The sequence below is a fragment of the Amycolatopsis plumensis genome, assembly GCF_042652605.1.
In the GTDB taxonomy this organism is placed as follows: domain Bacteria; phylum Actinomycetota; class Actinomycetes; order Mycobacteriales; family Pseudonocardiaceae; genus Amycolatopsis; species Amycolatopsis plumensis.
The window spans coordinates 6,366,770-6,392,090 of record NZ_JBHSJY010000001.1 but is presented as its reverse complement, the minus strand read 5'-3'; the positions used below and the strand labels follow the sequence as shown (position 1 = coordinate 6,392,090).

Below are 25,321 nucleotides of genomic sequence, written 5' to 3'. Positions count from 1 at the left end.
CTGTGAGGGGTTTTCAGTGGTCTTGACCGGCCGCGAGCCGTTCGAGGTCCTGGAGGACCCGTTCCTCGACGAGCTCCGCCAGCGCCAGCACGGTGCCGGCGGTGAGCACGTCCTTGGGGGTGATCTCGACGTCGAAGGCGGACTTCGTCATCGAGGTGATCCGCAGGCTGCGCAGCGAATCGCCGCCGAGGGCGAAGAAGTTGTCCTCGACGCCGACCCGGTCCAGGTCGAGCGCCTCGGCCCAGATGGCCGCGAGGACCTCTTCGGTCTCGGTTTCCGGAGCCGCGTACCCGGTGCTCTCTTCCGGCGCGGCCGGAGCGGGCAGCGCCCGCCGGTCCAGCTTTCCGTTGGCCGTCAGGGGAAGCTCGTCGAGCCGGACGAACGCGGCGGGCACGAAGTGCGCCGGCAGGGCCGCGGCGACGTGCTCCCGCAGCCCGGGGCCCGCCTCGCCCACGACGTAGGCGATCAGCCGCTGGTCGACCGCGACGACGGCGGCGTCGCGGACGCCCGGGTGCTTGCGCAGCACCGCCACGATCTCGCCGGGCTCGATGCGGAAGCCCCGGATCTTGACCTGGTCGTCGGCGCGGCCGAGGAACTCGAGGGTGCCGTCGGCACGCCACCGCACCAGGTCGCCGGTGCGGTACATCCGCTCCCCCGGTGCCCCGAACGGATCGGCGAGGAACCGCGTGGCGGTCAGCCCCGGCCGGTCGAGGTACCCGCGGGCGAGCCCGGCGCCGGAGACGTACAGCTCCCCCGCGACTCCGACCGGCACCGGCCGCACCGCGGCGTCGAGGACGCGGACGCGGGTGTTGCGGATCGGCCGCCCGATCGGCGGGGTGGCCCCGGGTTCGAGCGGGTCGCTCCAGGTCGCCACCACCGTGGTTTCGGTGGGCCCGTAGGCGTTGATCATCCGCCGGCCCGGTGCCCAGCGGGCCACCAGGTCGGCCGGGCAGGCCTCGCCGCCGACCACCAGGGTGCGGAACGCCGGCAGCTCGGTGTCGGGGACGCTCGCCATGGCCACCGGCGGGATCAGCGCGTGGGTGACACGCTCGTCGCGCAGGACGGCGGCCAGGTGCTCGCCGAGCAGCGGGCCGGGCGGCGGCACGACCAGCGCCGCGCCCGCGGGCAGCGCCATGCACAGTTCCAGCACCGAAGCGTCGAAACTCGGCGAGGAGAACTGCAGCACGCGATCGCCGGGGCGGACGTCGAAGTGGGCGATCTCGGCGGCGGAGAAGCTCGCCAGGCCGGCGTGGGTGACGACGACGCCCTTGGGCGTGCCGGTGGAGCCGGAGGTGTAGATGACGTACGCCGGTGCGCTCAGCGGCACGGACCGGCCCAGCGGGGTGGCCGGGCCGTGGGCCTCCGCCCCGTCGAGGACGAGCACGTCGCCGGACGGCAGCGGCGTCCCCGCCTTGGTCACCACGACGACCGGTTTCGCGTCCTCGAGCATGAACGCGATCCGCTCGGCCGGGTAGTCCGGGTCGACCGGCAGGTAGGCGGCGCCCGTCTTCAGGACGGCCAGCTGCGCCACGACGATCTCCACCGAACGCGGCAGGGCGAGCGCGACGATCCGCTCCGGCCCGGCCCCGCGCGCGGCCAGCTGCCTCGCCAGCCGGTCGGCGCGCGTGTCGAGTTCGGCGAACGTGAGCCGTTCTTCACGCGAGACGACCGCGACGGCGTCGGGCGTGCGCGCCGCCTGGGCCTCGATCAGCTCGGTGAGCGTGACCGGCGGGACGTCGTGCCGGGTGTCGTTGAAGGCCACGAGGACCTGGTCGCGTTCGTCGGCGCCGAGGACGTCGAGCTCCCGCAGCGGCCGGGCCGGGTCTTCGGCGATCGCGGCCAGGAGGTGTTCGAGCCGCCCGGCGAGCCGCTGAACGGTCGCCTCGTCGAACAGCGCCGGGTCGTAGCCGAGGCCGAGCGACAGGCGCGGGCCGGGTGCGGCCACGACGCTGAGCGGGTAGTTGGTCGTCTCCATCGCCTGCAGCTCGCGCAGCCGCACGCCGTGCGCGGCCACGTCGTCCGCGGTGACCGGGTAGTTCTCGAACACCACGAGGCTGTCGAACAGGTTCCGGCCGCCCTCGACGCCGCTCCAGGCCTGCACCGCGGTCAGCGGCACGTGTTCGAACCGGCGTGACTCGGCCTGGGTGGTCTGCAGGCCGCGCAGCCAGGCGGCGACCGGGGCCGCCGGGTCGGCGGTGACCCGCACCGGCAGGGTGTTGATGAAGATGCCGGTGATGTCGTCGACGCCGGCCAGCCCGGCCGGGCGCCCGGACACGGTGGCGCCGAAGCAGACGTCGTCCTCGCCGCTGTGCCGGGCCAGCAGCAGCGCCCAGGCGCCCTGCACGACGGCGTTGACGGTGAGCCGCTCGCGCCGGGCGAACGCCGCCAGCCGGCCGGTCGCCGCCTCGTCGAGGTCACGGCCGACCCAGGTCGACGAGCTCGATTCGTGCGCGAACGCGGGGACCCGGTCGTACGGCAGCGGCGTCGGCTCGGTGAGGCCGGCGAGTTCGCGGCGCCAGTACTCCTCGGCGCCCTCGGCGGTCTGGCGGCTCAGCCAGGTGACGTAGTCCCCGAACGGACGGCGGTGCGGCAGCACCGGCGCAGTGCCGTCGCGCAGGGCCGCGTAGGCGGTGAAGACGTCGGACAGCACCTGGAAGACGCTCCAGCCGTCGAGCAGGACGTGGTGGAACGTCCAGACGAGCTGGACGGCGTCGTCCGGCAGCCGGGCCAAGGTGACCCGCAGCAGTGGGGCGGCCGCCAGGTCGAACGGCCGGGCGCGGTCCTGGGCGAGCAGCTCGCGCAGGGCTTCTTCCCGGTCGCGGTCGCGCCAGTCCAGCTCGGTCACCGGGACCCGGGCTTCGCGGTGGACGACCAGGAGCGGCTCGGGGACGTCCTCCCAGACGACGCTGCCGCGCAGGACCGGGGTCCGGTCGACGACGTGCTGCCAGGCTTCGGCCAGGAACCGCGGGTCGGCCACGCCGTCGAGGACGGCGGTGACCTGTTCGAAGTAGACCCCTTGGGATTCCTGGGAAAGCCCGTGGAACACCATGCCGGCCTGCATCGGCGTCAGCGGGTGGATGTCGGCCACGCCGCGGCCGTCGCCGGCGATCCGGTCCACCTGCCGCTGGTCCAATGGAGACAACGGGAAGTCGCTCGGGGTGCGGCCGCCCGCGCCGGGCTCGGCGCAGTGCGCGACCGCTTCGCCCAGCGCGGCCACCAGGTCCGCGGCCAGCTTCTCCACCGTGGCGGCGGTGTGCGTGTCGCGCGAGTGGTACCAGGTCAGTTCCAGGGTGTCCCGGTCCACCCGGCCGACGACGTCGAGCAGGTGCGCCCGGCCCGCGCCTTCTCCGACCGACGAGTCGAGGCTGCCCGCCGCGCCGTCGAGGCGGCCCAGGTAGTTGAAGCTGATCTGGGGCTCGAGCGCGGGTGCGGTCCCGGTCAGGTACCGCAGCGCGCCGAAGCCCACCCCGCGGCGGGGCACCGCGCGCAGCTGTTCCTTCACCGACTTGAGCAGGGTGCCCCACTCGTCGTCGATGCGCAGGGCGACCGGGTACAGCGAAGTGAACCAGCCGACCGTGCGGGAGAGGTCGACGTCGTCGAACAGGTCCTCGCGGCCGTGGCCCTCCAGGTCGATCAGTACGCCGTCGCGGCCGGTCCAGCGGGCCAGCACCCGGCCCAGCGCGGCCAGCAGCACGTCGTTGACCTGCGTCCGGTAGACGCCCGGGACGTCCTGCAGCAGGGCGCGCGTCAGCTCGGCGTCCAGGCGCGTGGTGACCGTGCCGGTGCCCGTCTCGGCGGAGTTCTCGACCGGCAGAGTCGGGTCGACGGCCAGAGCTTCGCGCCAGTGCGGCAGTTCGTCGTCGAAGCCACCGGCTTCGGCGTGCGCGGCGAGCCGGTTGGCCCAGTCGCGGAACGACGTCGTCTTCGGCGGCAGCGGGCCGCCGCGGTAGGCGGTTTCCAGGTCTTCCAGGAGGATCCGCCAGGAGACGCCGTCGACGACGAGGTGGTTGACCGTCAGCCGCAGGACCGACGGCTCGAGCAGTTCGGCGGTGAGCAGCGGGCCGCGGGTCACGTCGATGTCCGCGCCGAGGATCTCGGCCGGTTCGGCCGGGGCGTTCTCCTGGCCGCCGCCGGTGAACCGCATGCGCAGGGCGTCGTGGTGCCCGGTCAGGGTGGCCAGCGCCGCGCGCAGCGTCCCGACGTCGAAGGGTTCGGCCCGCTCGATCCGGACCGACTGGGTGAACCCGTTGGGGTCGCCGAAGTCCCCGGCGAAGAACCAGTGCTGGATCGGGGTCAGCGCGGCGAAACCGGTCACCGGCCCCTGCTCGGCCACGGTGACCGCGGCCGAGCCCGCCGCGACGGCCAGCGCGGCCACCGTCTGGTGGGCGAACAGGTCCCGCGGGGTGAGCGCGAGGCCGTGCCGCCGGGCCCGCGAGACGACCTGGATGGACAGGATCGAGTCGCCGCCGAGCTCGAAGAAGTTGTCCTCGACGCCGACACCGGGCACGCCGAGCACGTCGGCCCAGACTTCGGCGAGCACGCGTTCGGTCTCCGTGCGCGGCGGCACGTACCCGGCCACCGGCTCCGCGGCGGGTTCCGGGAGCGCCTGGCGATCGACCTTCCCGTTGGCGCTCAGAGGAAGCGCGTCGAGCGTCACGAAGGCCGACGGGACCATGTAGTCGGGCAGGTCCCGCTGCAGCCACGTCCGCAGGTCCGGCTTGCCGGCCGTGACGACGTAGGCGACGAGCCGCCGGTCCCGGGCGACGACGACCGCTTCGGTGACGTCCGGGTGGGCGCTCAGTGCCGTCTCGATCTCGCCCAGCTCGATCCGGAAGCCGCGGATCTTCACCTGGTCGTCGGCGCGGCCGACGAACTCCAGCACGCCGGCGGAAGTCCAGCGAACCACGTCCCCGGTCCGGTACATCCGCTCCCCCGGCGTCCCGAACGGGTTGGCGACAAAGCGCTCGGCGGTGAGCCCGGGCCGGCCGAGGTACCCGCGGGACACCCCGGCACCGGCGATGAACAGCTCCCCGGTCACGCCCGGCGGGACCGGCCGCAGCCCCTCGTCCAGGACGTAGGCGGCCATGTTGTCCAGCGGCCGCCCGATCGGCATCGCGTCCGGCACGGCGTCTTCGGGGGCCACGAAGAACCGGCTCGCGAAGGTGGTCGTCTCGGTGGGGCCGTAGCCGTCGACGACGGTCAGCCCCGGGCAGGCGTCCCGGACCTGGCGGACCGCGGCGGCGGGCACGACGTCCCCGCCGGTCCACACCTCGCCGACGCCCCGCAGGCACCCGGGGTCCTCCTGCGCCAGCAGGCGGAACAGCCCGGCGGTCAGCCACAGCGCACTGACTCCCCGCTCGGTGACGACGCTCCGCAGCACCTCGGCGTCGACGTCTCCCGGCGGCGCGACGACCACCCGGCCGCCGTTCAGCAGCGGCACCCACACCTCGTAGGTCGAGGCGTCGAACGCCTGCGGCGAGTGCAGCAGGACGGCCCCGTGCGCTTCGCCCGCGAAGGACCGGTCCGAGGCCAGGGCCACGATGTCGCGGTGGGTCACCGCGACCCCCTTGGGCTTGCCGGTCGACCCGGACGTGTACATGACGTACGCCAGGTTTCCCGGCCGCACCGGCACCTCCGGCGCACTGGCCGTGCCGGCGCCGATCTCGGCCGCGGACACGAACGGTCCGTCGTGGACGTCCTGATAGGACTGTTCGGCGACGACCGCGGATACGCCCGCTTCGGCCAGGACCAGGCGCATCCGGCCCACCGGCGCGCGCAGGTCCACCGGCACGTAGGCGGCCCCGGCCTTGAGCACCGCGAGCTCGGCGACGACGAGGTCGGGTGACCGCTCCAGCAGCAGCCCGACCCGGTCCTCGGCCCCGACGCCGAGTTCGATCAGCCGGGCGGCGAGCCGGGCGGCGCGGGCGTCGAGCTCCGCGTAGGTCAGGTCGTCGACCGCCGTGGCGTCCGGCGTCCGGCGGACCTGGTCGGCGAACCGGCTCACGACGGTGGCCTCGGGCACCGGGTGGGCCGTGTCGTTGAACGTCCGCAGCACGCGCTCGCGGTCGTCCGCGGTGAGCAGGTCGAGCTCGCCGACCCGCTTTTCGGGGCTTGCGGCGATGCGGTCCAGGGCCAGCAGCAGCTGCCCGGCCAGCCGGTCGACGGTGGCCCGGTCGAACAGGTCCGGGTCGTGGTCGAACGACACCTCCAGGCGCTCCCCCGGGGTGACGACGACGCTGAGCGGGTAGTTGGTCGGCTGCAGTTCGCCGTCCTCGTGCAGCCCGATCCCGTACGCGGCGACGGCGTCGGTGTCGAACGGGTAGTTCTCGAAGACCAGGATGCTGTCGAACAGCGTGCTGCCGCCCGCCCAGGTCTGCAGCTGGGCCAGTGACACGAAGTCGAACCGGCGCGAGCGCGCCTGGGCCGCCTGCAGGTCCCGCAGCCACCCGGCGACGGTGAGTCCGTCGTGGACGGTCACCGGCGCGGGCAGGGTGTTGATGAACAACCCGGCCATCGCCTCGACGCCCGGCAGGTCGGCGGGCCGTCCCGAGACGGTGGTGCCGAAGACGACGCCGGATTCCCCGCTGTAGCGGGAAAGCACGAGTCCCCAGGCGCCTTGGACGATCGTGTTGAGCGTCAGGCCGGCGCGCCGCGCCAGCTCCCGCAGCCCGTCGGCTGGCGCCGACACCCGGACCGACGCGGCGGACCGCGCGCGGTGCGCTTCCACCGGACGGCGGTCGTACGGCAGCGGCGTCGGCGTCCGCAGGCCCGCGAGCTGCTCGCGCCAGTGGATTTCGGCGGCGGTGGTGTCCTGCTCGCCGAGCCAGCGCAGGTACTCGCGGAACGCCGGGCGTCGGCCGGGGACGGCGGCCCCCGCGTACCGGGCGCACACCTCGCCGAACACCTGCGCCGCGCTCCAGCCGTCGAGCAGCACGTGGTGGAACGTCCACACCAGCAGGACGTCGCCGCCGGGCAGCCGGGCGAAGGCCAGCCGCAGCAGCGGGGCGGCCGTCAGGTCGAACCCCTCGGCCCGGTCCGCTTCGAGGAACCGCTCCTGCTCGCGGGCCCGCTCGTCGTCGTCCAGCGCCGTCCAGTCGAGGTGGACGACCGGGAGCGTGACGGACCGCTCGACGACCTGCACCGGCTCGTCGAGGCCCTCCCAGACGACGCGGGTGCGCAGCACGGGCGTGTCCGCGACGACCTGCTGCCACGCCCGGGCCAGCCGCTCGGGGTCGGCGATGCCGGTCAGCCGCAGCCGCACCTGGTTGAGGTAGGTCCCGGCCGCGCCGTCGACGAGGCTGTGGAAGACCATGCCCGACTGCATCGGGGTGAGCGGGTAGATGTCCTCGACCGTCCGGCCGGTGCCGGCGAGGCGGTCCACCGCGGCCTGGTCGAGCCGGGCGAGGGGGAAGTCGGACGGCGTGCGGCCGCCGGCGTCCGGGCGGGCGCAGTGCCCGACGATCCCGGTCAGCGCGTCGAGGAGGGCGACGGCGAGCCGGCGCACGGTGGCCTCGGTGTGCACGCTTTCCGAGTAGTGCCAGGTCAGTTCCAGCTCGTCACCGACGACCGCGCCGATGACGTCGAGCTGGTGCGCGCGGGTCTGCTCGGGGTGCGCCGCGCCGCCCAGCCCGCCGCCGTGGTCGAACCGGCCCAGGTAGTTGAAGCTGGTGCGGGGTTCGAGGCGCGGGGCGGTGCCGGCGAGGTGGCGCAGCGCGCCGTAGCCGATCCCCCGGCGGGGGATCGCGCGGAGCCGTTCCTTCGTCGCCTTCAGGGCTTCGCCCCAGTCCTCGCCGGACGAGGTCAGTTCGACCGGGAAGATCGAGGTGAACCAGCCGACCGTGCGGGAGAGGTCGACGCCGTCGAACAGCTCTTCCCGCCCGTGGCCTTCGAGGTCGACCAGGACGCGGTCGCGGCCGGTCCAGTCGCCCAGCACGCGGCCGAGCGCGGTCAGCAGGACGTCGTTGACCTGCGTCCGGTACGCCCCCGGCACGTCGTGCAGCACCGCACGGGTCGCCTCCGCCGGCAGCCGCACGACGACCGAGCGGGCCGAGCCGTAGGTGTTTTCGCCCGCCGCGTCGACCGGCAGGGCCGGGTCGGCGTCGATCGCCGCCCAGTGGGCGAGTTCGTCGTCGAAGAAGCCCTCGGCCGTGTGGTGGGCCAGGGTGCGGGCCCAGTCGCGGAAGGACGTCGTCTTGGCGGGGAGTTCGCCGCCGGCGAGGAGGGTTTCCAGGTCCTCCAGGAGGATCCGCCACGACACGCCGTCGACCACCAGGTGGTGCGCGGCGAGCGTCAGCGTCGTGCCGGACAGCTCGGCGCTCAGCAGCGGCCCCTGCTCGAGGTCGATGGTGGCGCCGAGGACGTCCGGGGCTTCGGCCGCGTGGTGCTGGCCGCCGCCGGTGAAGCGCAGCCGCAGGGCGTCGTGGTGCAGCTGGAGCTCGCGCAGCGCCCGAGGCAGCGCCGCGGGGTCCGGCACTTCCACCGAGACGGACTGGACGAACTGCTCCGGGTGCACCGGCCGCGGGTCGAGGTACCAGTGCTGCACCGGCGTCAGCGGCACCTCGCCGGTCACCGGCCCGGCGTCGGCGACGGCCGCGGCGGGGACGGCCGGAGCGGCGGCGAGGGCGAGCGCGGCGACCGTCGGGTGGTCGAAGACCTGGCCGGGCATCAGGTTCAGCCCGGCCCGGCGGGCCCGGGAGACCACCTGGATGGACAGGATCGAGTCGCCGCCGAGCTCGAAGAAGTTGTCGTCGGCGCCGACCCGGTCCACCCGCAGCACCTCGGCCCAGATGCCGGCCAGCAGCCGTTCGGCCTCCGTCGCCGGCGCGCGGTAGCCCAGCCCGGACACGAAGTCGGGGGCGGGCAGCGCCCGGCGGTCGACCTTCCCGTTTTCGTTGAGCGGCAGCGCTTCCAGCGGCACGAACACCGCCGGGACGAGGTAGTCCGGCAGCGAGCGCAGCAGGAACTCGCGCAGGTCCGGCGTCCCGCTCGCGACTACGTAGGCGACGAGCCGCTTCGACCCGCCGGTCTCGGCCGCCACGACGACGGCTTCGGTCACGTCAGGGTGGGCGGTCAGCGCCGTCTCGATCTCGCCGAGCTCGACCCGGAAGCCGCGGATCTTGACCTGGTCGTCGGCCCGGCCGACGAACTCCAGCACGCCAGCGGAAGTCCACCGGACCAGGTCTCCGGTGCGGTACATCCGCTCCCCCGGCGTGCCGAAGGGGTCGGGCAGGAACCGCTCGGCCGTCAGTCCCGGCTGAGCAAGGTAACCGCGGGCCAGCCCGGTACCGGCCAGGTACAGCTCGCCGACCGCGCCCGGCGGCACCGGCCGCAGCCCGTGGTCGAGGACGTAGGTCGCGGTGCCGTCCATCGGCCGCCCGATCGGCAGCACGTCGGGCACCGGCTCGCCCGGCGGCAGCGGGAACCGGGTGGCGAAGGTCGTGGTCTCGGTGGGCCCGTAGACGTCCACCACGGTGAGGCTCGGGCACGCTTCCGCGACCTGGTGCACCGCGGCGGGACGCACCACCTCGCCGCCGGTCCACACCTCGCGGACGCCGCGCAGGCAGCCCGGATCCTCCTGGGCCAGCACGCGGAACAGCCCCGCGGTGATGAACAGCCCGGTCACCCCGTGCTTGGTGATCAGCCCGCGCAGCACGTCGGCGTCGATGTCCCCCGCAGGCGCGACCACCACCCGGCCACCGCTGAGCAACGGCACCCACAGCTCATACGTCGACGCGTCGAAAGCCAGCGCGGAGTGCATGAGCACGGTCCGATGCGCCTCACCCGCGAAGGACCGGTCCCGGGCCAGTCCGACGACGGCCCGGTGGCTGACGGCCACGCCCTTGGGCGTTCCCGTCGAGCCCGAGGTGTACATGACGTAGGCCAGGTTTTCCGGCTGCAGCGGAACATCGGGCGCATCGGAGGGCTCGTCGCCCGCTTCGCCGATCGTCATCACCGGTCCACTGTGGACATCCTGGGCGAGTGACCGGCCGTGGTCGTCGGTCACCACCACGCGGACGCCGTCGAGCAGCGTCGTCAGCCGGCTGCGGGGCGCGCGGGCGTCCAGCGGCAGGTACGCGCCGCCGGCCTTGAGCACCGCCAGTTCGGCGACGACGACGTCGGCGGAGCGGCCGAGCAGCAACCCCACCAGCTCGTCCCGCCGCGCCCCGAGGGCGAGCAGGCGGTGCGCCAGCCGGTTCGCCCGGGCGTCCAGTTCCGCGTAGGTCAGGGTTTCCGCGCCGGTGACGGCGACCGCGTGGGGGGTGCGGCGGACCTGCTCGGCGAACAGCGCCGGCACGGTGGTCTCCGGGTGGTCCTGCGCGGCGCCGGTTCCGGTGGCGAGGACTTCGCGCTGCTCGGTCGCGGTGAGCATGCGCAGCCGGGCGAGCGGTTCGTGCGGCCGGGTCGCGAGCTCCGACAGCAGGGTCCGCAGGTGCCCGGCGAACCCGGCGATCGTCTCGGCGTCGAATAGCGCGGGGTCGTAGCCGAACAGGAACTCCAGGCGGTCCTCACCGGGGTAGGCGACGACGCTGAGCGGGTAGTTGGTCGTCTCCACCCCCCGCAGGCCGTGCAGTCCCAGCCCCGCGGTGACCGGGTAGTTCTCGAACACGAGGAGGCTGTCGAACTCCCCGCCCCAGTTCTGCAGGCGGGCCAGGGAAAGGTGGTCGAACCGCCGGGCCTCGGCCTGGGCGTCCTGCAGGTCGCGCAGCCAGTCCGCGGCCGCCGCCCGCTCGTCGACGTCGGCGACGACCGGCAGCGTGGTGATGAACATGCCGGTGATCTCGTCCGACCCGGGGAGTTCGGCGGGCCGCCCGGCGACCGTGGTGCCGAAGCAGACCTCCGGCCGTCCGGTGTGGCGGGCCAGCAGCACCGCCCAGGCGCCCTGGACGAGCGTGTTGAGGGTCAGGCCCATGCCGTGCGCGGCGGTGCGCAGCGGCGCGGCGGGCAGCTCGATCCGCACCGCGGCGGTCGATTCGACCGGGTGCCCGCCGGGGGCGCGGTCGGTGCGCAGCCGGGCCGGCTCGGGACGCCCGGAAAGCCGGGCCCGCCAATAGGTTTCGGCCGCCTGTTCGTCCTGTTCGGACAGCCACCGGAGGTGGTCGCGGAACGGGCGGCGGGTCGGCAGCGGGCGGCCGGCGTGTGCCGCCGCGACGTCCGAGAGCACCTGGAAGAGGCTCCAGCCGTCGAGCAGCAGGTGGTGGAACGTCCAGATCACCCGAACCTCGGTCGCCGAGACGCGGGCGAGCAGCAGCCGCATCAGCGGGAGCTCGCCCAGGTCCAGGCCGGCGTCCCGGTCGGCGGCCAGCACGGCGTCGAGGTCCGCCGGTCCGGTCGTCCAGTCCTGGTGCTCGATCGGCAGGGTGACCTGCCGGTGGACCACCTGCACGGGCTCGTCGAGGCCGTCCCAGACCACCCGGGTGCGCAGGACCGGGGTCCGGTCCACCACCCGCTGCCAGGCGCGGGCGATGGCCGCCGGGTCGGGGACGTCGCTCATCACGAACGTCACCTGCTGCAGGTAGGCGTGCCGTCCACCGCCGGTGAGCCGGTGGAACAGCATGCCGGCCTGGGCCGGGGTGAGCGGGTAGATGTCCTCGACGTCGCGGCCGTCGCCGGCCAGCCGGTCCACGGTGGCCTGGTCGAGGGCGGCGAGGGGGAAGTCCGACGGCGTACGGCCGCCGGCCCCGGGTTCGGCGCAGTGCGCGGCGATCCCGGCCAGCCCGTGGACGAGGTCGTCGGCGACCGCGCGGATCGTGGCTTCCTCGTGGAGCTGCCCGGAGTAGAACCAGGTGATCTCCAGGCAGCCGCCGGTGACCCGGGCGACGACGTCCACGGCGTGCGGGCGGCGGTCCGCGGGGTGCTGCGCGAGTTCGAGTTCCCGCTCGATCCCCCGGTAGAGCTCGCCTTCGACCTCGAAGCGCCCGAGATAGTTGAAGCTGAGCCGGGGCGTCACCGCGGGGGCGGTCCCGGCGTGGTGGCGCAGCACGCCGTAGGACAGGCCACGGGCCGGGATCGCCCGCAACTGCTCCTTGACGGACTTGAGCAGGGTCGCGACGCCGGTGTCGGGGACGTCGAGCGCGACCGGGAACATCGACGTGAACCAGCCGACCGTGCGGGACAGGTCGACGTCGTCGAACAGGTCCTCGCGGCCGTGGCCTTCGAGGTCGACGAGCACGCGCTCGGAGCCGGTCCAGCGGCGCAGCGCTCCGCCGAGGGCGGCCAGGAGCACGTCGTTGACCTGGGTCCGGTAGACGCCAGGGACGTCCTGCAGCAGCGCCCGGGTCAGTTCGGCGTCCAGCCGGGTGGTGACCGTGCGGGTGCTCGCCACCGTGCCGGCGCCGTCGTTGTCCAAGGGGATCTGGGCGCCGTCGACCGCTTGCCAGTACGGGAGGTCGCCGTCGAAGTCGTGCCGGGCGAGCCGGTTCGCCCACTCCTGGAAGGACGTCGTGCGGGCGCTCGGCTCGCGCCCGTGGTAGGCGTGGTCGACGTCCTCCAGGAGGATCCGCCACGAGACGCCGTCGACGACGAGGTGGTGCACGGCCAGGCGCAGGATCGTGCCGTCGAGTTCCGCGCGCACCAGCGGGCCGTGTTCGATGTCGATCTCCGCGCCGAAGACGTCGACCTCGCCCGGCTCGGCGTGGTCCTGCGTCCAGCCGTCCGCCGTCCTGCGGAAGCGCAACCGGAAGGCGTCGTGGTGGGCGGCGACCGTGTTCACCGCGCGGCGCAGGCGGTCTTCGTCGACGTCTTCGGCGAGCCGGACGCTCAGCTGCTGGGTGAAGTGGTCCGGGTCGGCCGGATCGGTGTCGAGGAACCAGTGCTGGATCGGGGTGACGACCACCTCGCCGGTCGCCCGTTGCCGCTCGGCGGCGGGCGCGGCCACCCCGGCCGCCGCGGCGAGCGCGGCGATCGTCTGGTGCCGGAAGACGTCTTTGGTGGTGATCCGCAGGCCGGCCTTGGCCGCCTCGGACACGAGCCGGATGCCGAGGATGGAATCGCCGCCGAGCTCGAAGAAGTTGTCCTCCACGCCGACCTCGGGCAGCCCGAGCGCGTCGGCCCAGATCGCCGCGAGCATCCGCTCGGTCTCGGTGCGCGGCGCGACGCGGGTGGTGGCGCCGGTGAAGTCCGGGGCGGGCAGGGCGCGGCGGTCGAGCTTGCCGCTGGGGTTGAGCGGCAGCCGGTCCAGGGGCACGAACGCCGAGGGCACCAGGTGCGCGGGCAGCGAGGCGCCGAGGAAGTCGCGCAGGTCCGCGGGTGCCTCGGGCACGACGTAGGCGACCAGCCGCTGGTGCCCGGCGTCGGTGCGCGCGACGACCACCGCCTCGGTCACGGCCGGGTGCTGCCGCAGCGCGGCCTCCACCTCGCCGGGCTCGATCCGGAAGCCGCGGATCTTGACCTGGTCGTCGGCGCGGCCGAGGTACTCCAGCTCGCCGCGGGTGGTCCAGCGCACGACGTCACCGGTGCGGTACATCCGGCCGCCCGGCGCGCCGAAGGGGTCGGCCACGAACCGGCCGGCGGTCAGGCCCGGCCGGCCGAGGTAGCCGCGGGCCACCCCGGCGCCGCCGAGGTGCAGTTCACCGGGAACGCCGACGGGCACCGGCCGCATCCCGGGGTCCAGGACGTACGCGCGGATGCCGGCGATCGGGCGGCCGATCGGCGGGGTGCGGTCGGTGTCGTGGTACCAGGCCGTGGCGTACACAGTGGACTCGGTGGGGCCGTAGATGTTCGCGATCCGGCTGTCGGGCAACGCCTTCCGGATGTCGTGCAGCGCGTGCAGCGTCAGCGCCTCGCCGGCCAGTACCACAGTGGACGGCCGCACCGTGACCGCGCCCTGGGCCAGCAACTGGGCGAACGCCGAGGGCACGCCGCTGACCAGGCCGACCGGGCGGCCGGTGTGCTCGCCTTCGCCGAGCGCGAGGACGTCACGGACGATCTCGACGGTGGCGCCGGTCATCAGCGGCGCGAAGATCTCGAACACCGAGACGTCGAAGTTCAGCGACGTCGAAGCGACCACCGTGGACCCCGGGCGGAAGACGTCCCGGAAGTCGTTCGCCGCCCACGCCATCAGGTTCGCGGCGCTGCGGTGGGCGACGACGACGCCCTTGGGGCGGCCGGTCGAGCCGGACGTGTGGATCACGTACGCGGGGTGGTCCGGGTTGGTCGCGCGGGCAAGCGGCTCGCCCGCCCGGCCCTCGAGCAGGGCGGGATCGTCGAAGGCGAGGGCGGGGACGGCCCCGGGGCCCCGGCCGTCCGGGGTGAGCAGCAGGGCCGGGGCGGCGTCGTCGAGGATCAGTTCCTGGCGGTCGGCCGGGTAGGCGGGATCGACCGGGAGGTAGGCGGCGCCGGACTTGAGCACGCCGAGCAGCGCCACCAGGACGCGTTCGGTGCGCGGCAGGGAGACGGCGACGAACCGCTCGGGCGCGGCGCCCCGCTCGAGCAGGACCCGGGCCAGCCGGTTGGCCTGGTCGTCGAGCTCGGCGTAGGTCAGCGAGCGGTCCTCACAGACGACCGCGACCGCGTCCGGCGTGCGGGCCGCCTGGGCTTCGAACAGCTGCGGCAGCGTGGCTTCCGGTGCTTCGAGCGCCGGTCCGCGGGAGAGCTCGGCCAGGTGGGTCAGCTCGGCGCGGTCCATCAGGGGCAGCTCGGCCACCGGCCGGTGCGGCTCGGCGACCACCGCTTCGGCCAGCACCCGCAGGTGCCCGGCGAAGCGGTCGATCGTCGCCGCGTCGAAGAGCGCGGTGTCGTACTCGATCGCGAAGCGGCGGCCCTGCGGCTGGAACTCCAGCACGAGGTCGAACCGGGCCCGGGGGCGGGGCAGATCGTGCTCGCCCAGGCGGAGGGCGCCCGCCTCCCGGGGCCGGACCAGGTCCTGCTGCAGTACCAGCAGCACCTGCACCAGCGGGGTCCGGCTCGGGTCACGGGCCGGCCGCAGGTCGTCGACGACCTGGTCGAAGGGCACTTCGGCGGCGGCGAACGCCGCCAGCGTCGTTTCCTTGACCCGGCCGAGGAAAGCGTCGAACGGTTCGCCCCGGTCGACCGCGGACCGCAGGACGAGGGTGTTGACGAAGAATCCGGCGAGCCGTTCGAGCTGGTCGTGGTCGCGGCCGGACACCGCGGTGCCGACGGCGACGTCGTCCTGCCCGGTGTAGCGGGCCAGCAGCACCTGGACGAGCGCGGTCAGCGTGGTGAACAGCGTCGCGCCGGTGTCGTGGCCCAGTTCGGCGAGGCTTTCGGCGAGCCCGTCGGGCAGCTCGTACCGGCGGATCGCGCCCTCGGCGGCGCGGACGGGCGGGCGGGGCCGGTCGGTGGGCAGGTCGAGGGGCTCGAGCCCGGCGAGCTGCGCGCGCCAGTAGGCCAGCTGACGCTCGCGCAGCGGCCCGGCCAGCCGGTCGTGGTGCCAGCGGGAGTAGTCGCGGTAGCCGATGTCCAGGGGCGCGGGCTTCTCCCCCGCGTAGAGCGCGGCGAACTCGTCGACGAGCAGCCCGACCGACCAGCCGTCGGTGATGATGTGGTGCTGGCACAGCAGGAGCAGGTGCGCGTCCGGGCCGCGGCGGATCAGCGTGGCCCGGGTGAGCGGTCCGGTGGTCAGGTCGAAGGGGCGGTCCAGCTCGGCCGCGAGCTGCGCGTCGAGGTCCGCCTCGGCGTTGGCTTCCCGCAGCGGGATGGTGCCCTCGTCGGCGACGACCTGGACGCCTTCGCCGTCGACGGTGCGGAACGTCGTCCGCAGCGACTCGTGCCGCGCGGCGAGTGCGTCCAGCGCGGCGCGCAGGGCGTCGTGGTCCAGCGGGCCGTCGAGGGTGAGGGCGACACCGGCGTTGTATTCGGTGCTGCCGGGGTTCTGCCGGTCGAGCACCCAGAGGCGGCGCTGGACCGGTGAGAGCGGCACCACGGCGTCGTGGGGCCGGGGTTCGATCCGGCCGACCGGGGCACCGGACGAAGCCGGCAGCAGCTCGGCGAGCTTGGCGATGGTGCGGGCGTCGAACACGACCCGCGGGGACAGCTCGGCGCCGAAGCGGGCGCGGATCCGGGCGAGTGCCCGCGCGCCGAGGATGGAGTCGCCGCCGAGTTCGAAGAAGTCCGCGTCGACGCCGATGTCCGGGACGCCGAGGACGTCGGCCCAGATTTCGGCGAGCGCCTGCTCGGCCGGGGTCCGGGGCGCGGTGTGCGCGGCGCGGACCTGGGCCTGCCAGTCGGGTTCGGGCAGCGCGTCGCGATCGAGCTTGCCGTGGTGGGTCAGCGGCATCGCGTCCAGCGGGACGAAGGCGGAGGGGACCATGTACGGCGGCAGCCGGTCGGCCGCGGCGGCGCGCAGGTCGGCCGGATCGGCGTCCCCCACGACGTAGGCGACCAGGCGTTTGACGCCGGGCTGGTCCTCGCGGGCGACGACGACCGCCTCGCGGACTCCTTCGTGCCCGAGCAGCAGGGCTTCGATTTCGCCCGGTTCGATCCGGAAGCCGCGGATCTTGACCTGGTGGTCGGCCCGCCCGACGAACTCGAGCTCGCCTCCGGCGGTCCGGCGGACGACGTCACCGGTCCGGTACATCCGCGCGCCGGGCGCGCCGAAGGGGTCGGCCACGAACCGGCTCGCGGTCAGTCCCGGCCGGTCGAGGTAGCCGCGGGCTAGGCCCGGGCCGGTGACGTAGAGCTCACCGGTGTCGGCGGGGCTCAGGGTGTCGTCGAGGACGTACGCGGTGGCGTCCGGCAGCGGGTGGCCGATCGGGGGCGTGCCGCCGGGGACCAGCGGGTCGCTCCAGGTCGCGACGACGGTGAATTCGGTCGGGCCGTAGGAGTTGATCATCCGGCGCCCGGGCGCCCAGGTCCGGACCAGTTCGGGCGGGCAGGCGTCCCCGCCGACGATCACCGTGCGGAAGTCCGGCAGGGAGTGTTTTGCCGACAGCGTGGCCAGCGCGACCGGCGGGATGAGCGCGTGGGTGATCTTGTGCTCGGCCAGCACGTCCGCGAGCCGGTCGCCCAGCAGCGGGCCGGCCGGCGGCACGACCAGGGCGGCGCCGTGCGGCAGCGCCATGCCGAGTTCGAGGATGGACGCGTCGAAGCTCGGCGAGGAGAACTCCAGGACCCGGTCGCCCGGCCGCACGTCGTACTGCTCGCGCATGGCGGCGAAGAAGCCGGCCAGGCCGCGGTGGGTGACGAGCACCCCCTTCGGGACACCGGTCGAGCCGGACGTGTAGATGAGGTAGGCCGGGTGGTCAAGGCGCAGCGGGCGGCCCCGGTCGGCGTCGGTGGGATCGGTGTCGGGGAAGTCGTCGAGCAGCCCGGGTTCGTCGAGGTCGAGGGCGTCTTCGGGGGTGCCGCGGCCCACGACGAGCACGGGGTCGGCGTCGGCGAGCACGAAGGCGAGCCGCTCGGCGGGCTGGTCGGGGTCGACGGGCAGGAAGGCGGCCCCGGCCTTGGCCACGGCCAGCTCCGCGACCACGAGGTCGGCCGACCTCGGCAGCACGAGCGCGACGACGCCTTCCGGGCCGGCGCCGCGGGAGATCAGCAGCCGCGCCAGCCGGTTCGCCCGCGCGTTGACCGCCTCGTAGGTCAGCGTGCCATCGGCGCCGGTCAGCGCCGGTTCCGCGGGGGTGCGGGCGACTTGCGCCTGGAACAGGCCGGCGAGCGTGGATCTGTCGTCGTCGGCGTCAGGAACCGAGACGTCGTATCGCGGCATTGCGGGAACCTTTCGAGCAGCACAGGTGAGGTCAGTGCGAGGCCATCAGGGCGCGGGGAGAAGACCCGCGGGCGAGGCCCACGACCAGGGAAATCACGAAAAACGGCGGCCGGATTCGGGCTTTGCCCCCACCCCGATCAGCGGCTTTTTGCCACTCGTTCAACAGTTCGGCCCGGCGTGCCACACACCAGGCGAACCCGCGAGAACGAGCGCGAGACACATTGATCCTTTCCAGCGTGACGGCCGCGCGCCACCCCGGAAACAGTTCCGATTTCGACGGTGCCCCCGCGGCGCCGATTAGGCACCAGCGACCGTCGAACGCGCGCGACAACCAGCGTTCTTCGTGCAACGAGTCGGTCTTCCGGCAGTCGAGTGCCCCCAAGACCAGCCGGATTGGCATCACGCTACCCAGTGAACGCCATGCTCGTACCGCCGAACGGAGCATTGCCGAGAATGTTCAAAAATCGCGTCTGTTTACCCGGACAGCGAGTAGTACGGCGTCGATTATTGTTCACTCTTCTGCCGGAAAATGTTACCTCGATTGGGAGGTTTGACTTTACGGCAACGCGCTCACCTGCGCAGACGCCGTGCCACTGGAGTGACAGCCGCCGCCGGAAGCCGGAAGTGAGCCGTATCGAAAGGTGTGGTTCAGCTTACGGCAAGTCACCCGATTGGCGGGTAACACGGAAGACACGGCCACATCGGTGAAATGATCGATCGAAGAGGGCGGTGGTGCAGATCCTTACCTACGCCCCCACCAAGCGGGCAAAGTGGGCACGGAATGCGGGGGACTGATTGGTCGGAGGGGTGAACGGGGTTCACCGGGAGGGTGCGCCGAGGAGGACCACTGCGCCGGCGGACGCACCCCCGGGGCGAGACGCAGGGAGCGGCCGGGGCTCCGGTTCCCGCGCGGTCGCGGACCGGCGCCTCTGCCATCCCGCGCGCGGAGCATCCCGCCGAATCAAACACCACCCGCGCCCCCACGCCGAGCACCCCGGCCGACGAGGTCTCGCCCGACTCTCGCGCGCCTGCAGCCCGGCGGACGGCACCAAGTACCGTCCGCCGCGGCCAGGCCTACCCCGCCGCGGCGGGGCCGCCTGGCGCTGCCCGCCCGGCCGCGGCGGGGCAGCCCACCCCGACCCCTCCGGCTCCGGCTCCGGCTCCGGCCTGACCACTCCAGCTCCCGCCCGCCTCGGCAGTGCCATCCCGGCAGAGTCCATCCCGGGCCTGCCCACCCCGGCAGCACCATTCCGGCACAGCCCACCCCCGCCCGCCTACCCCGGCAGGGCCATCCCGGCACAGCCCACCCCCGCCCGCCTACCCCGGCAAGGCCATCCCGGCACAGCCCACCCCCAGCCCCGCGCACCCCGGCAGCACCATCCCGGCACAGCCCACCCCCAGCCCTGCCCCCCAACTCCACCCACACCCCAGCACCCCCGGGCGCAAGCCCCCTCCCGGCCGCACCCCCCTGCCGACCCGATACGCAGCCGCCTCAGCGGCCGCCAGGCCGTGTCAAGGCACGCTTTCCCGCCTTGACACGGCCTGGCGGCCGCTGAACAATCCGGCGTTCGGGCCGGCGGGAAGACCCCGCCAGACTTCACTCCACCAGGCGCACCCCCCAGCGGCCCGCCCTGGCATCAACTCACCCGGCCATCACGAACACCCATTCCGGCAACCACCCCAAACAGCAAAAAGCCCACAGCCACCACCGAATGCCGAACCCACCGCCGTCCGCAAAGGACGTCCACAATAGACCAACCCCCCGCACCAGCATCCCCACTCGAAGTCGTTCTTCACCCATTGAGGCGACACCACCCATTTCCGCCCCCCACCCCGAAGCAGGCAATTACGCCGAACGGACCGCCCCTTTCCCAGCGAGTTGAATTCCCTTTCGGCCCGGTTGTGGATACACTTCGCGACGAACGCCGCGCATTGTTGCGTTCGCGTTCTCGAGCGCACATCCACCCGGAGGAGCAGCCCAGTGGCCCAGAAAGTCTCCGTCGAGATCCTCGACGACATCGACGGCAGCACCGCCGCCCAGACCGTCCAGTTCAGCCTTGACGGCGTCACCTTCGAAATCGACCTTTCGGACCGGAACGCGGCCGCCCTTCGTGACGAACTGGCCCGCTACATCGGCGCCGGCCGGCGCGTCGGGGGGCGCAAGGCACGGGCGGCCACCGGCCAGTCGACCACCGCCTCCGACCGGGAGCGCAACCAGCGGATCCGGGCCTGGGCGAACGCGAACGGCTTCGACGTCTCCGAGCGCGGCCGCCTCTCCTCCGAAGTGGTCGCCGCCTACGAGCGGGCGCACGGGGGCGACGCGGAATCGTCCGTGCCGTCGGCGCGGAAACGCGCTCCGCGCAGGAAAGTCGCCGCCTGACTCCTGATTGCGGCAGGTTTCGCCGGGCGCGGCTACGGAAAGAACCAGACTGTTTCCGCGCCGAATCACCGAACGCGAATACCTGACGACCCATAGCGGACCGGCCGGCCGCGGCGACGAAGCCGCGGAAGCCGGGCTGCGCCCACTCGAAGGGGACGGGCCTCCGCCCCCCGGTATCCAGCTTACCGGCGACCACCGACAGTTCCGGCCGGCGCACCACCCGGCGTCGCATGTGGACGACCGGCCTCGTCCGGCAACACCCCTTGTGGTGCCACACCCGCAAGCCCTACGGTCGACCGGGTCCGGGTCATCGCGGGGAGGAGCCTCGGATGTGGGGAACGGTCCTGGCCAGTGCCCTCCTGCTGACCGGCGGCACGCCCGCCGTCGCGGAGGCCGGTTGGCAGCCCGCCCCGATCGTCTGGACGGCTTGTCCCGTCGACCCCGACAACCCTGCCCCGCCGGACGGGGAGTGCGGCACCGTGCGGGTGCCGCTCGACTGGCACTCCGCCGGCGGTCCGTCCATCCCCTTGGCCGTGGGCCGGCACCGGGCCACGGATTCCGCACACCGCATCGGGGTGCTGCTGGCCGATTTCGGCGGCCCGGGCTCGTCGAGTGCGGAATTGCCGGTGACGTCGCCCTTCTTCAGCCCGGAGATCCGGGCCCGGTTCGACATCGTGGGCTTCGACCTGCGCGGGACCGGCCGCAGCCAACTCATCGAGTGCCCGGACACGGGACGGCCGCCGGGCGACGAGCCCGCCGGCCCGGCCGAGTTCGCCGCGCTGCGGGCCTACAGCGAGCAGGCCGTCGCCGGCTGCCGTGCCGGCAACCTGCCCGTCTTCGACCACGCGAACACCGAGGTCAACGCCCGGGACATGGACGCCGTCCGCCGCGCCCTCGGCGAAGCCCGGATCAGCTTCCTCGGCATCTCCTACGGCACCCTGCTCGGCCAGCAGTACGCCGAGCTGTTCGGTGACCGGGTCCGGGCCATGGTGCTCGACAGCGTCATCGACCACAGCGCCGGCGTCGAACGCTTCCTCGGTGACCGTGCCGCCGCCGCGGACGGGGCGTTCCGCCAGTTCGCCGCGTGGTGCGACCGGACGGCGAACTGCACGCTGCACGGCCAGGACGTCTTCGCCGTCTGGCGGAAAGCCCTCGCGGCGACCGAAGCGATTCCGCAGGCGCAAAGCGAACTGCGCGACCGGGTGCTGAAAGACATGTACCGCCCCGATTGGGCCGACATCGGCCAGGCGATCGCGGACGCCGCGGCCGGGAGTCCGCCGGTGACCGCGCAGTTCACCTACAACTACGAGTCGCTCCGCTTGGCCGTCGTCTGCCAGGACTTCGACCTGCGGATCCGGAGTTTCGCGCAGTATTCGGCCTTGCACGCCGAAGAACTGCGCCGCGGGCCGATCCTGCGCGGGAGCACGCTCAGCCACGGCGAAGCGATGGCCTGCCTGGGCGTCCACGGCCCGCCGGCGAACCCGCCGCACCGGCTGACCATCCCGCGGGCGCCGCGGATCCTGCTGCTGAACTCCCGGTTCGACCCGGCGACCCCGTACGCCTGGGCCCTCGCCGTCCACCGGCAGGCACCGGCGAACACGACGCTGCTGACGTACGAGGGCGCAGGCCACGGGGTCTACGAAAAGAACGCCTGCACCCGGTCAGCCGGCGACCACTACCTGCTGACGCCGGCGGCACCCCAGCACGACATCAGCTGCCCGGCCTGACTGTCCCGGTCGTCACCAGCGGTAGCTGCGGCGCAGCGCCCGCTTCACGACCTTGCCCGTGGCATTGCGCGGCAGCTCTTCGACGAACAAGACGTCACGCGGAACGGCGAACCGCGCGAGCCGCTCACGCACGTGCGACCGCACCGTGTCCGCGTCCAGGTGCGCACCCGGCACCAGCACGAGGTAGGCCGCCAGGCGCTGGCCGTACTTGGTGTCGTGGACGCCGACCACCGCCGCCTCGCGCACCTCCGGCAACGTGAGCAGGACCTCCTCCACCGGGGCCGGCGCCACGTTTTCGCCGCCGGACACGATCATCTCGTCTTCACGGCCCTGGACGAACAACAGGCCGTTGGCGTCGACGTACCCGCGGTCGCCGGTGTCCATCAGGCCGTCGCGGACGTCCAGCTGCTCCCCGTCGGTGTAGCCGTCGAACAGCAGGCGGTTGCCCACGTACAGGCGGCCCGTCGCGCCGGGCGGGACCGGGGTGCCCGCCCGGTCCAGGACGCGGATCGCGGTACCGATCGGCGGGCGGCCCGCCGTGCCGCGGGCCGCGCGGAGGTCGCCCGGCCCGGCGATCGCCGCCCAGGACACCTCCGTCGAGCCGTAGAGGTTGTAGAGGATGTCACCGAAGGCGTCCATGAACTCCTCGCCCAGCCGGCCCGGCAGTCCCGCACCGGAGCTGGCCACCACGCGCAGCGAGGACAGGTCGTAGCGGGCGCGCGTCTTCTCCGGCAGGTCCAGCAGCCGCCGCAGCATCGTCGGCACCGCGAACAACGCCGTGCACCGCTGCCGTTCGATCATCGACAGCGTCGCTTCCGGGTCGAAGCGCCGGGGCAGCACCAGCCCGGCGCGCAGCGCCATGCCGAGCTGGAGCGCGGCCAGGCCCCAGGTGTGGAACAACGGGGCGGCGACCAGGATCGGTTCCCCGGCCCGCAGCGGGATTTCCGACAGCACCGCGGCGGCGTCCGCGACGTTGTTCGGCGTCGGACGCCGAGCGCCCTTGGGCGGGCCGGACGTGCCCGAGGTGAGCACGACGAGCCGGCCGGGCTTGCCCGGCGGGGCGATCCGGGCGGCCGGCTGCGCCTCGATCAGGTCCTCGATCGTCGGACCGTGCCACCCGCCGCCGGGTGGCCACGTCCACAACTGGGGGATTTCGGACGGCAGTTGCTCGCGCAGGGCCGCGAACTCGGCGTCGGCGAGCACGAGCTGGGACCCGTGCCGCAAGGCGAACTCGGCGGCCTGCCCCAGTGCCAGCCCAGTGTTCATCAGAGCCACGTCCGCGCCCAGCTTGCTGCAGGCGATCATCGTCTCGACCATCGCGTTGTGGTTGCGGCACATCAAAAGGACCCGCGACCCCTCGGTGATGCCGTAGCGCTGCAGCACCCCGGCCAGCCGGGTGGTGCGGTCGTCGACCTCGCCGAAGGTCCGCTCGGACCGCTCGTCGCACAGCGCGAGGGACTCCGGCGTCCGGCGCGCCACCGCTTCGTAGCCGCCGGCCAGGGTCGAGCCCCAGCGGCCCACCGACCGCAGCTGCCGCAGCGTTCCGGTGGGCTGGGCCGGGGTGAGCACCCCGGCCTTGACCAGGATCCGCGCGAGCTCGCGCTTCGCGGGCCGCGGTGGCAGCGGATCCGCCGCGGGGACCCCGCCGAGGTGGTCGCTGATCGCCGCGATCGCGTCCGTGATCCGCTGCCGGATCCGCGGGACCGCCGGCGACCGGCCGTCGAGCAGCGTGAGCAGCAGGGTGATCGCGCAGCCTTCGCGCACCGGACGCAGCACGACGGACATCCGGTGCTCCCGGCCCGACCAGGCCAGGTGCTCGTCCCGGCGGTGGACGAAGATTTCGGCCTCGCCCTCCCCGCCGGCGCGGTACCGGTAGCGGGCGCCCCGGCCGGTCGCTTCGGAAACCGGCTCGCAGGACGTGATCCCCCGGACGAACCGGGGGTAGAGGTGCGGGCTGCCCACGATCGTCCACACCGCCGCGGGTGGGTGCGGCACGGTGACGGTGATCTCGATGAGTTCCGGCTCCATCAGGACGCAGCGAAAGGGGACGCCGGCAGGGTGGTCATGACTCGGCTCTCCCTTGTCGGTCCGGAGGTTCGGCCTTTCGGCCGGTACGCCGAGCATCCGTTTGCGCCGACCGTCGTGTCAACACGCGGTCGCACGATTCGATGTATTCAATCGCGAAGAGCGAGCAAAGACCAGCGAACCGCGGAAAGCCTCACACGTTTCTCACGCGCGGATCGCCGCGGCGCCGCGGCCGCACGGGTCAGGCGGATTCCCGCACCACCAGCGTCGTCCCGAGCACCACGTGGCGCGGCTGCCCGGCCGTCCCGTCGATCACCGCGAGCAGCTCGCGCGCCGACCGGGCGCCGAGGTCCTCGACCGGCTGGCTCACCGTCGTCAGCCGCGGATCGGTGGACCGGGCGATCGGCGCGTTGTCGAAGCCCACGACCGCGACGTCGTCGGGAACCCGGCGCCCGGTGCGGCGCAGGGCGCGCAGCACGCCCACCGCCATCACGTCGGACGCCACGAACACCGCGTCCAGGTCCGGCCGGCGGTCGAGCAGCCGCCGCATCGCGTGGTCGCCGGAGGCCTGCCCGAAATCGCCGTGGGCCACCAAGCCCGGGTCGACGAGACCGGAGCCGGAGATCGCGGCGGCGTAGCCGGCGAGCCGGTCGCGGCCCGGCGCCATGTCCTTCGGGCCGGCGACGGTGGCGATCCGCCGCCGCCCGGCCGCCTGCAGGTGCCGCACGGCCGCCTCGGCGCCGCCGCGGTTGTCCACGTCGACGTAGGTGTACCGGGCGGGGTCGGGCACCATCGGCCGTCCGACGCTCACCACCGGGAAATCGGCCCGGGACAACGCCGTGGTGCAGCGCGTGTGCGTGCTCACGAACAGGGCTCCGTCGACGTGCCCGCCGCCCAGGTACCGGAGGGTGGCGGCCTCGGCCCCCACCTGCATCATCAGGACCACGACCTGCACGCCCGCCGGGGTGAACGTCCGGTCGACCCCGCTCATGACGCGGCCGAAGAACGGATCGGAGAACAGCCGCAGGCCGTCCTCGCACAGCACGACGGCGACCGTGCCCGTCCGCCGTCCCTCCGCCGCGCGGGCCGCGCGGTGCCGGACGTAGCCGAGCGACCGCACGGCTTGTTCGACCTGGCGCCGGGTCTCGGCGCGCACCTGGGGAAAGCCGTTGAGCACCCGGGACGCCGTCGCCGACGAGACACCGGCGGCCCTGGCCACGTCGGCCAGGGTCGGCCGCGGATCGGAAAGGTCGAGGACAGTCATGGTCACCTCCGTGGGGACGGCACGCATTTGCGCTCGAAAAGCCGCGGCGACGGCATGGCCGGTTCCGGGAGCGGCGCGGAAAGGTGCAGTGTTAGCGCTAACACTCCCGGGAAAGCCATCCGGGCCGCCGAACGGGCTTCGGCGGCCTCCGCGTTGGCCACGGGGCTAGCGGGGGTCGGCGCGCTGGGCGCCGGGAGACCGGTTCTGTTTCACGTCCGCACATCCTTGGGCGAGAGTGGTTCGAACGGGTGAGCCGCGGCCAC

At 73.5% G+C, this 25,321-nt stretch carries 5 protein-coding genes; 2 read left to right on the top strand and 3 right to left on the bottom strand.

Going from position 1 to position 25,321, the window contains the following annotated elements; translation table 11 throughout:
• Window positions 1-13 precede the first annotated feature (13 nt).
• Window positions 14-17,662: a non-ribosomal peptide synthetase gene (locus ACFPLC_RS31130; protein ID WP_378189975.1), complete on the bottom strand. Its 17,649-nt coding sequence runs from the start codon at window positions 17,660-17,662 to the stop codon at window positions 14-16.
• 1,981 nt (window positions 17,663-19,643) lie between these two features.
• Between ACFPLC_RS31130 and ACFPLC_RS31125 the strand changes: the two genes are divergently transcribed.
• Together ACFPLC_RS31125 and ACFPLC_RS31120 are read left to right on the top strand one after the other, a co-directional pair.
• Window positions 19,644-20,042, top strand: coding sequence for a histone-like nucleoid-structuring protein Lsr2 (locus tag ACFPLC_RS31125; RefSeq protein WP_378189973.1), 399 nt, complete (start codon window positions 19,644-19,646; stop codon window positions 20,040-20,042).
• Between the two features lie 329 nt (window positions 20,043-20,371).
• Entirely contained in the window at window positions 20,372-21,769 is a 1,398-nt protein-coding gene (locus ACFPLC_RS31120) for an alpha/beta hydrolase (RefSeq protein ID WP_378189970.1), read from the top strand.
• Window positions 21,770-21,781: 12 nt separating this feature from the next.
• Here ACFPLC_RS31120 and ACFPLC_RS31115 read toward each other — a convergent pair whose 3' ends face one another.
• Entirely contained in the window at window positions 21,782-23,797 is a 2,016-nt protein-coding gene (locus ACFPLC_RS31115) for an AMP-binding protein (RefSeq protein WP_378189967.1), read from the bottom strand.
• A gap of 238 nt (window positions 23,798-24,035) precedes the next feature.
• Window positions 24,036-25,058, bottom strand: coding sequence for a LacI family DNA-binding transcriptional regulator (locus ACFPLC_RS31110; RefSeq protein ID WP_378189965.1), 1,023 nt, complete (start codon window positions 25,056-25,058; stop codon window positions 24,036-24,038).
• Between the last annotated feature and the right edge of the window lie 263 nt (window positions 25,059-25,321).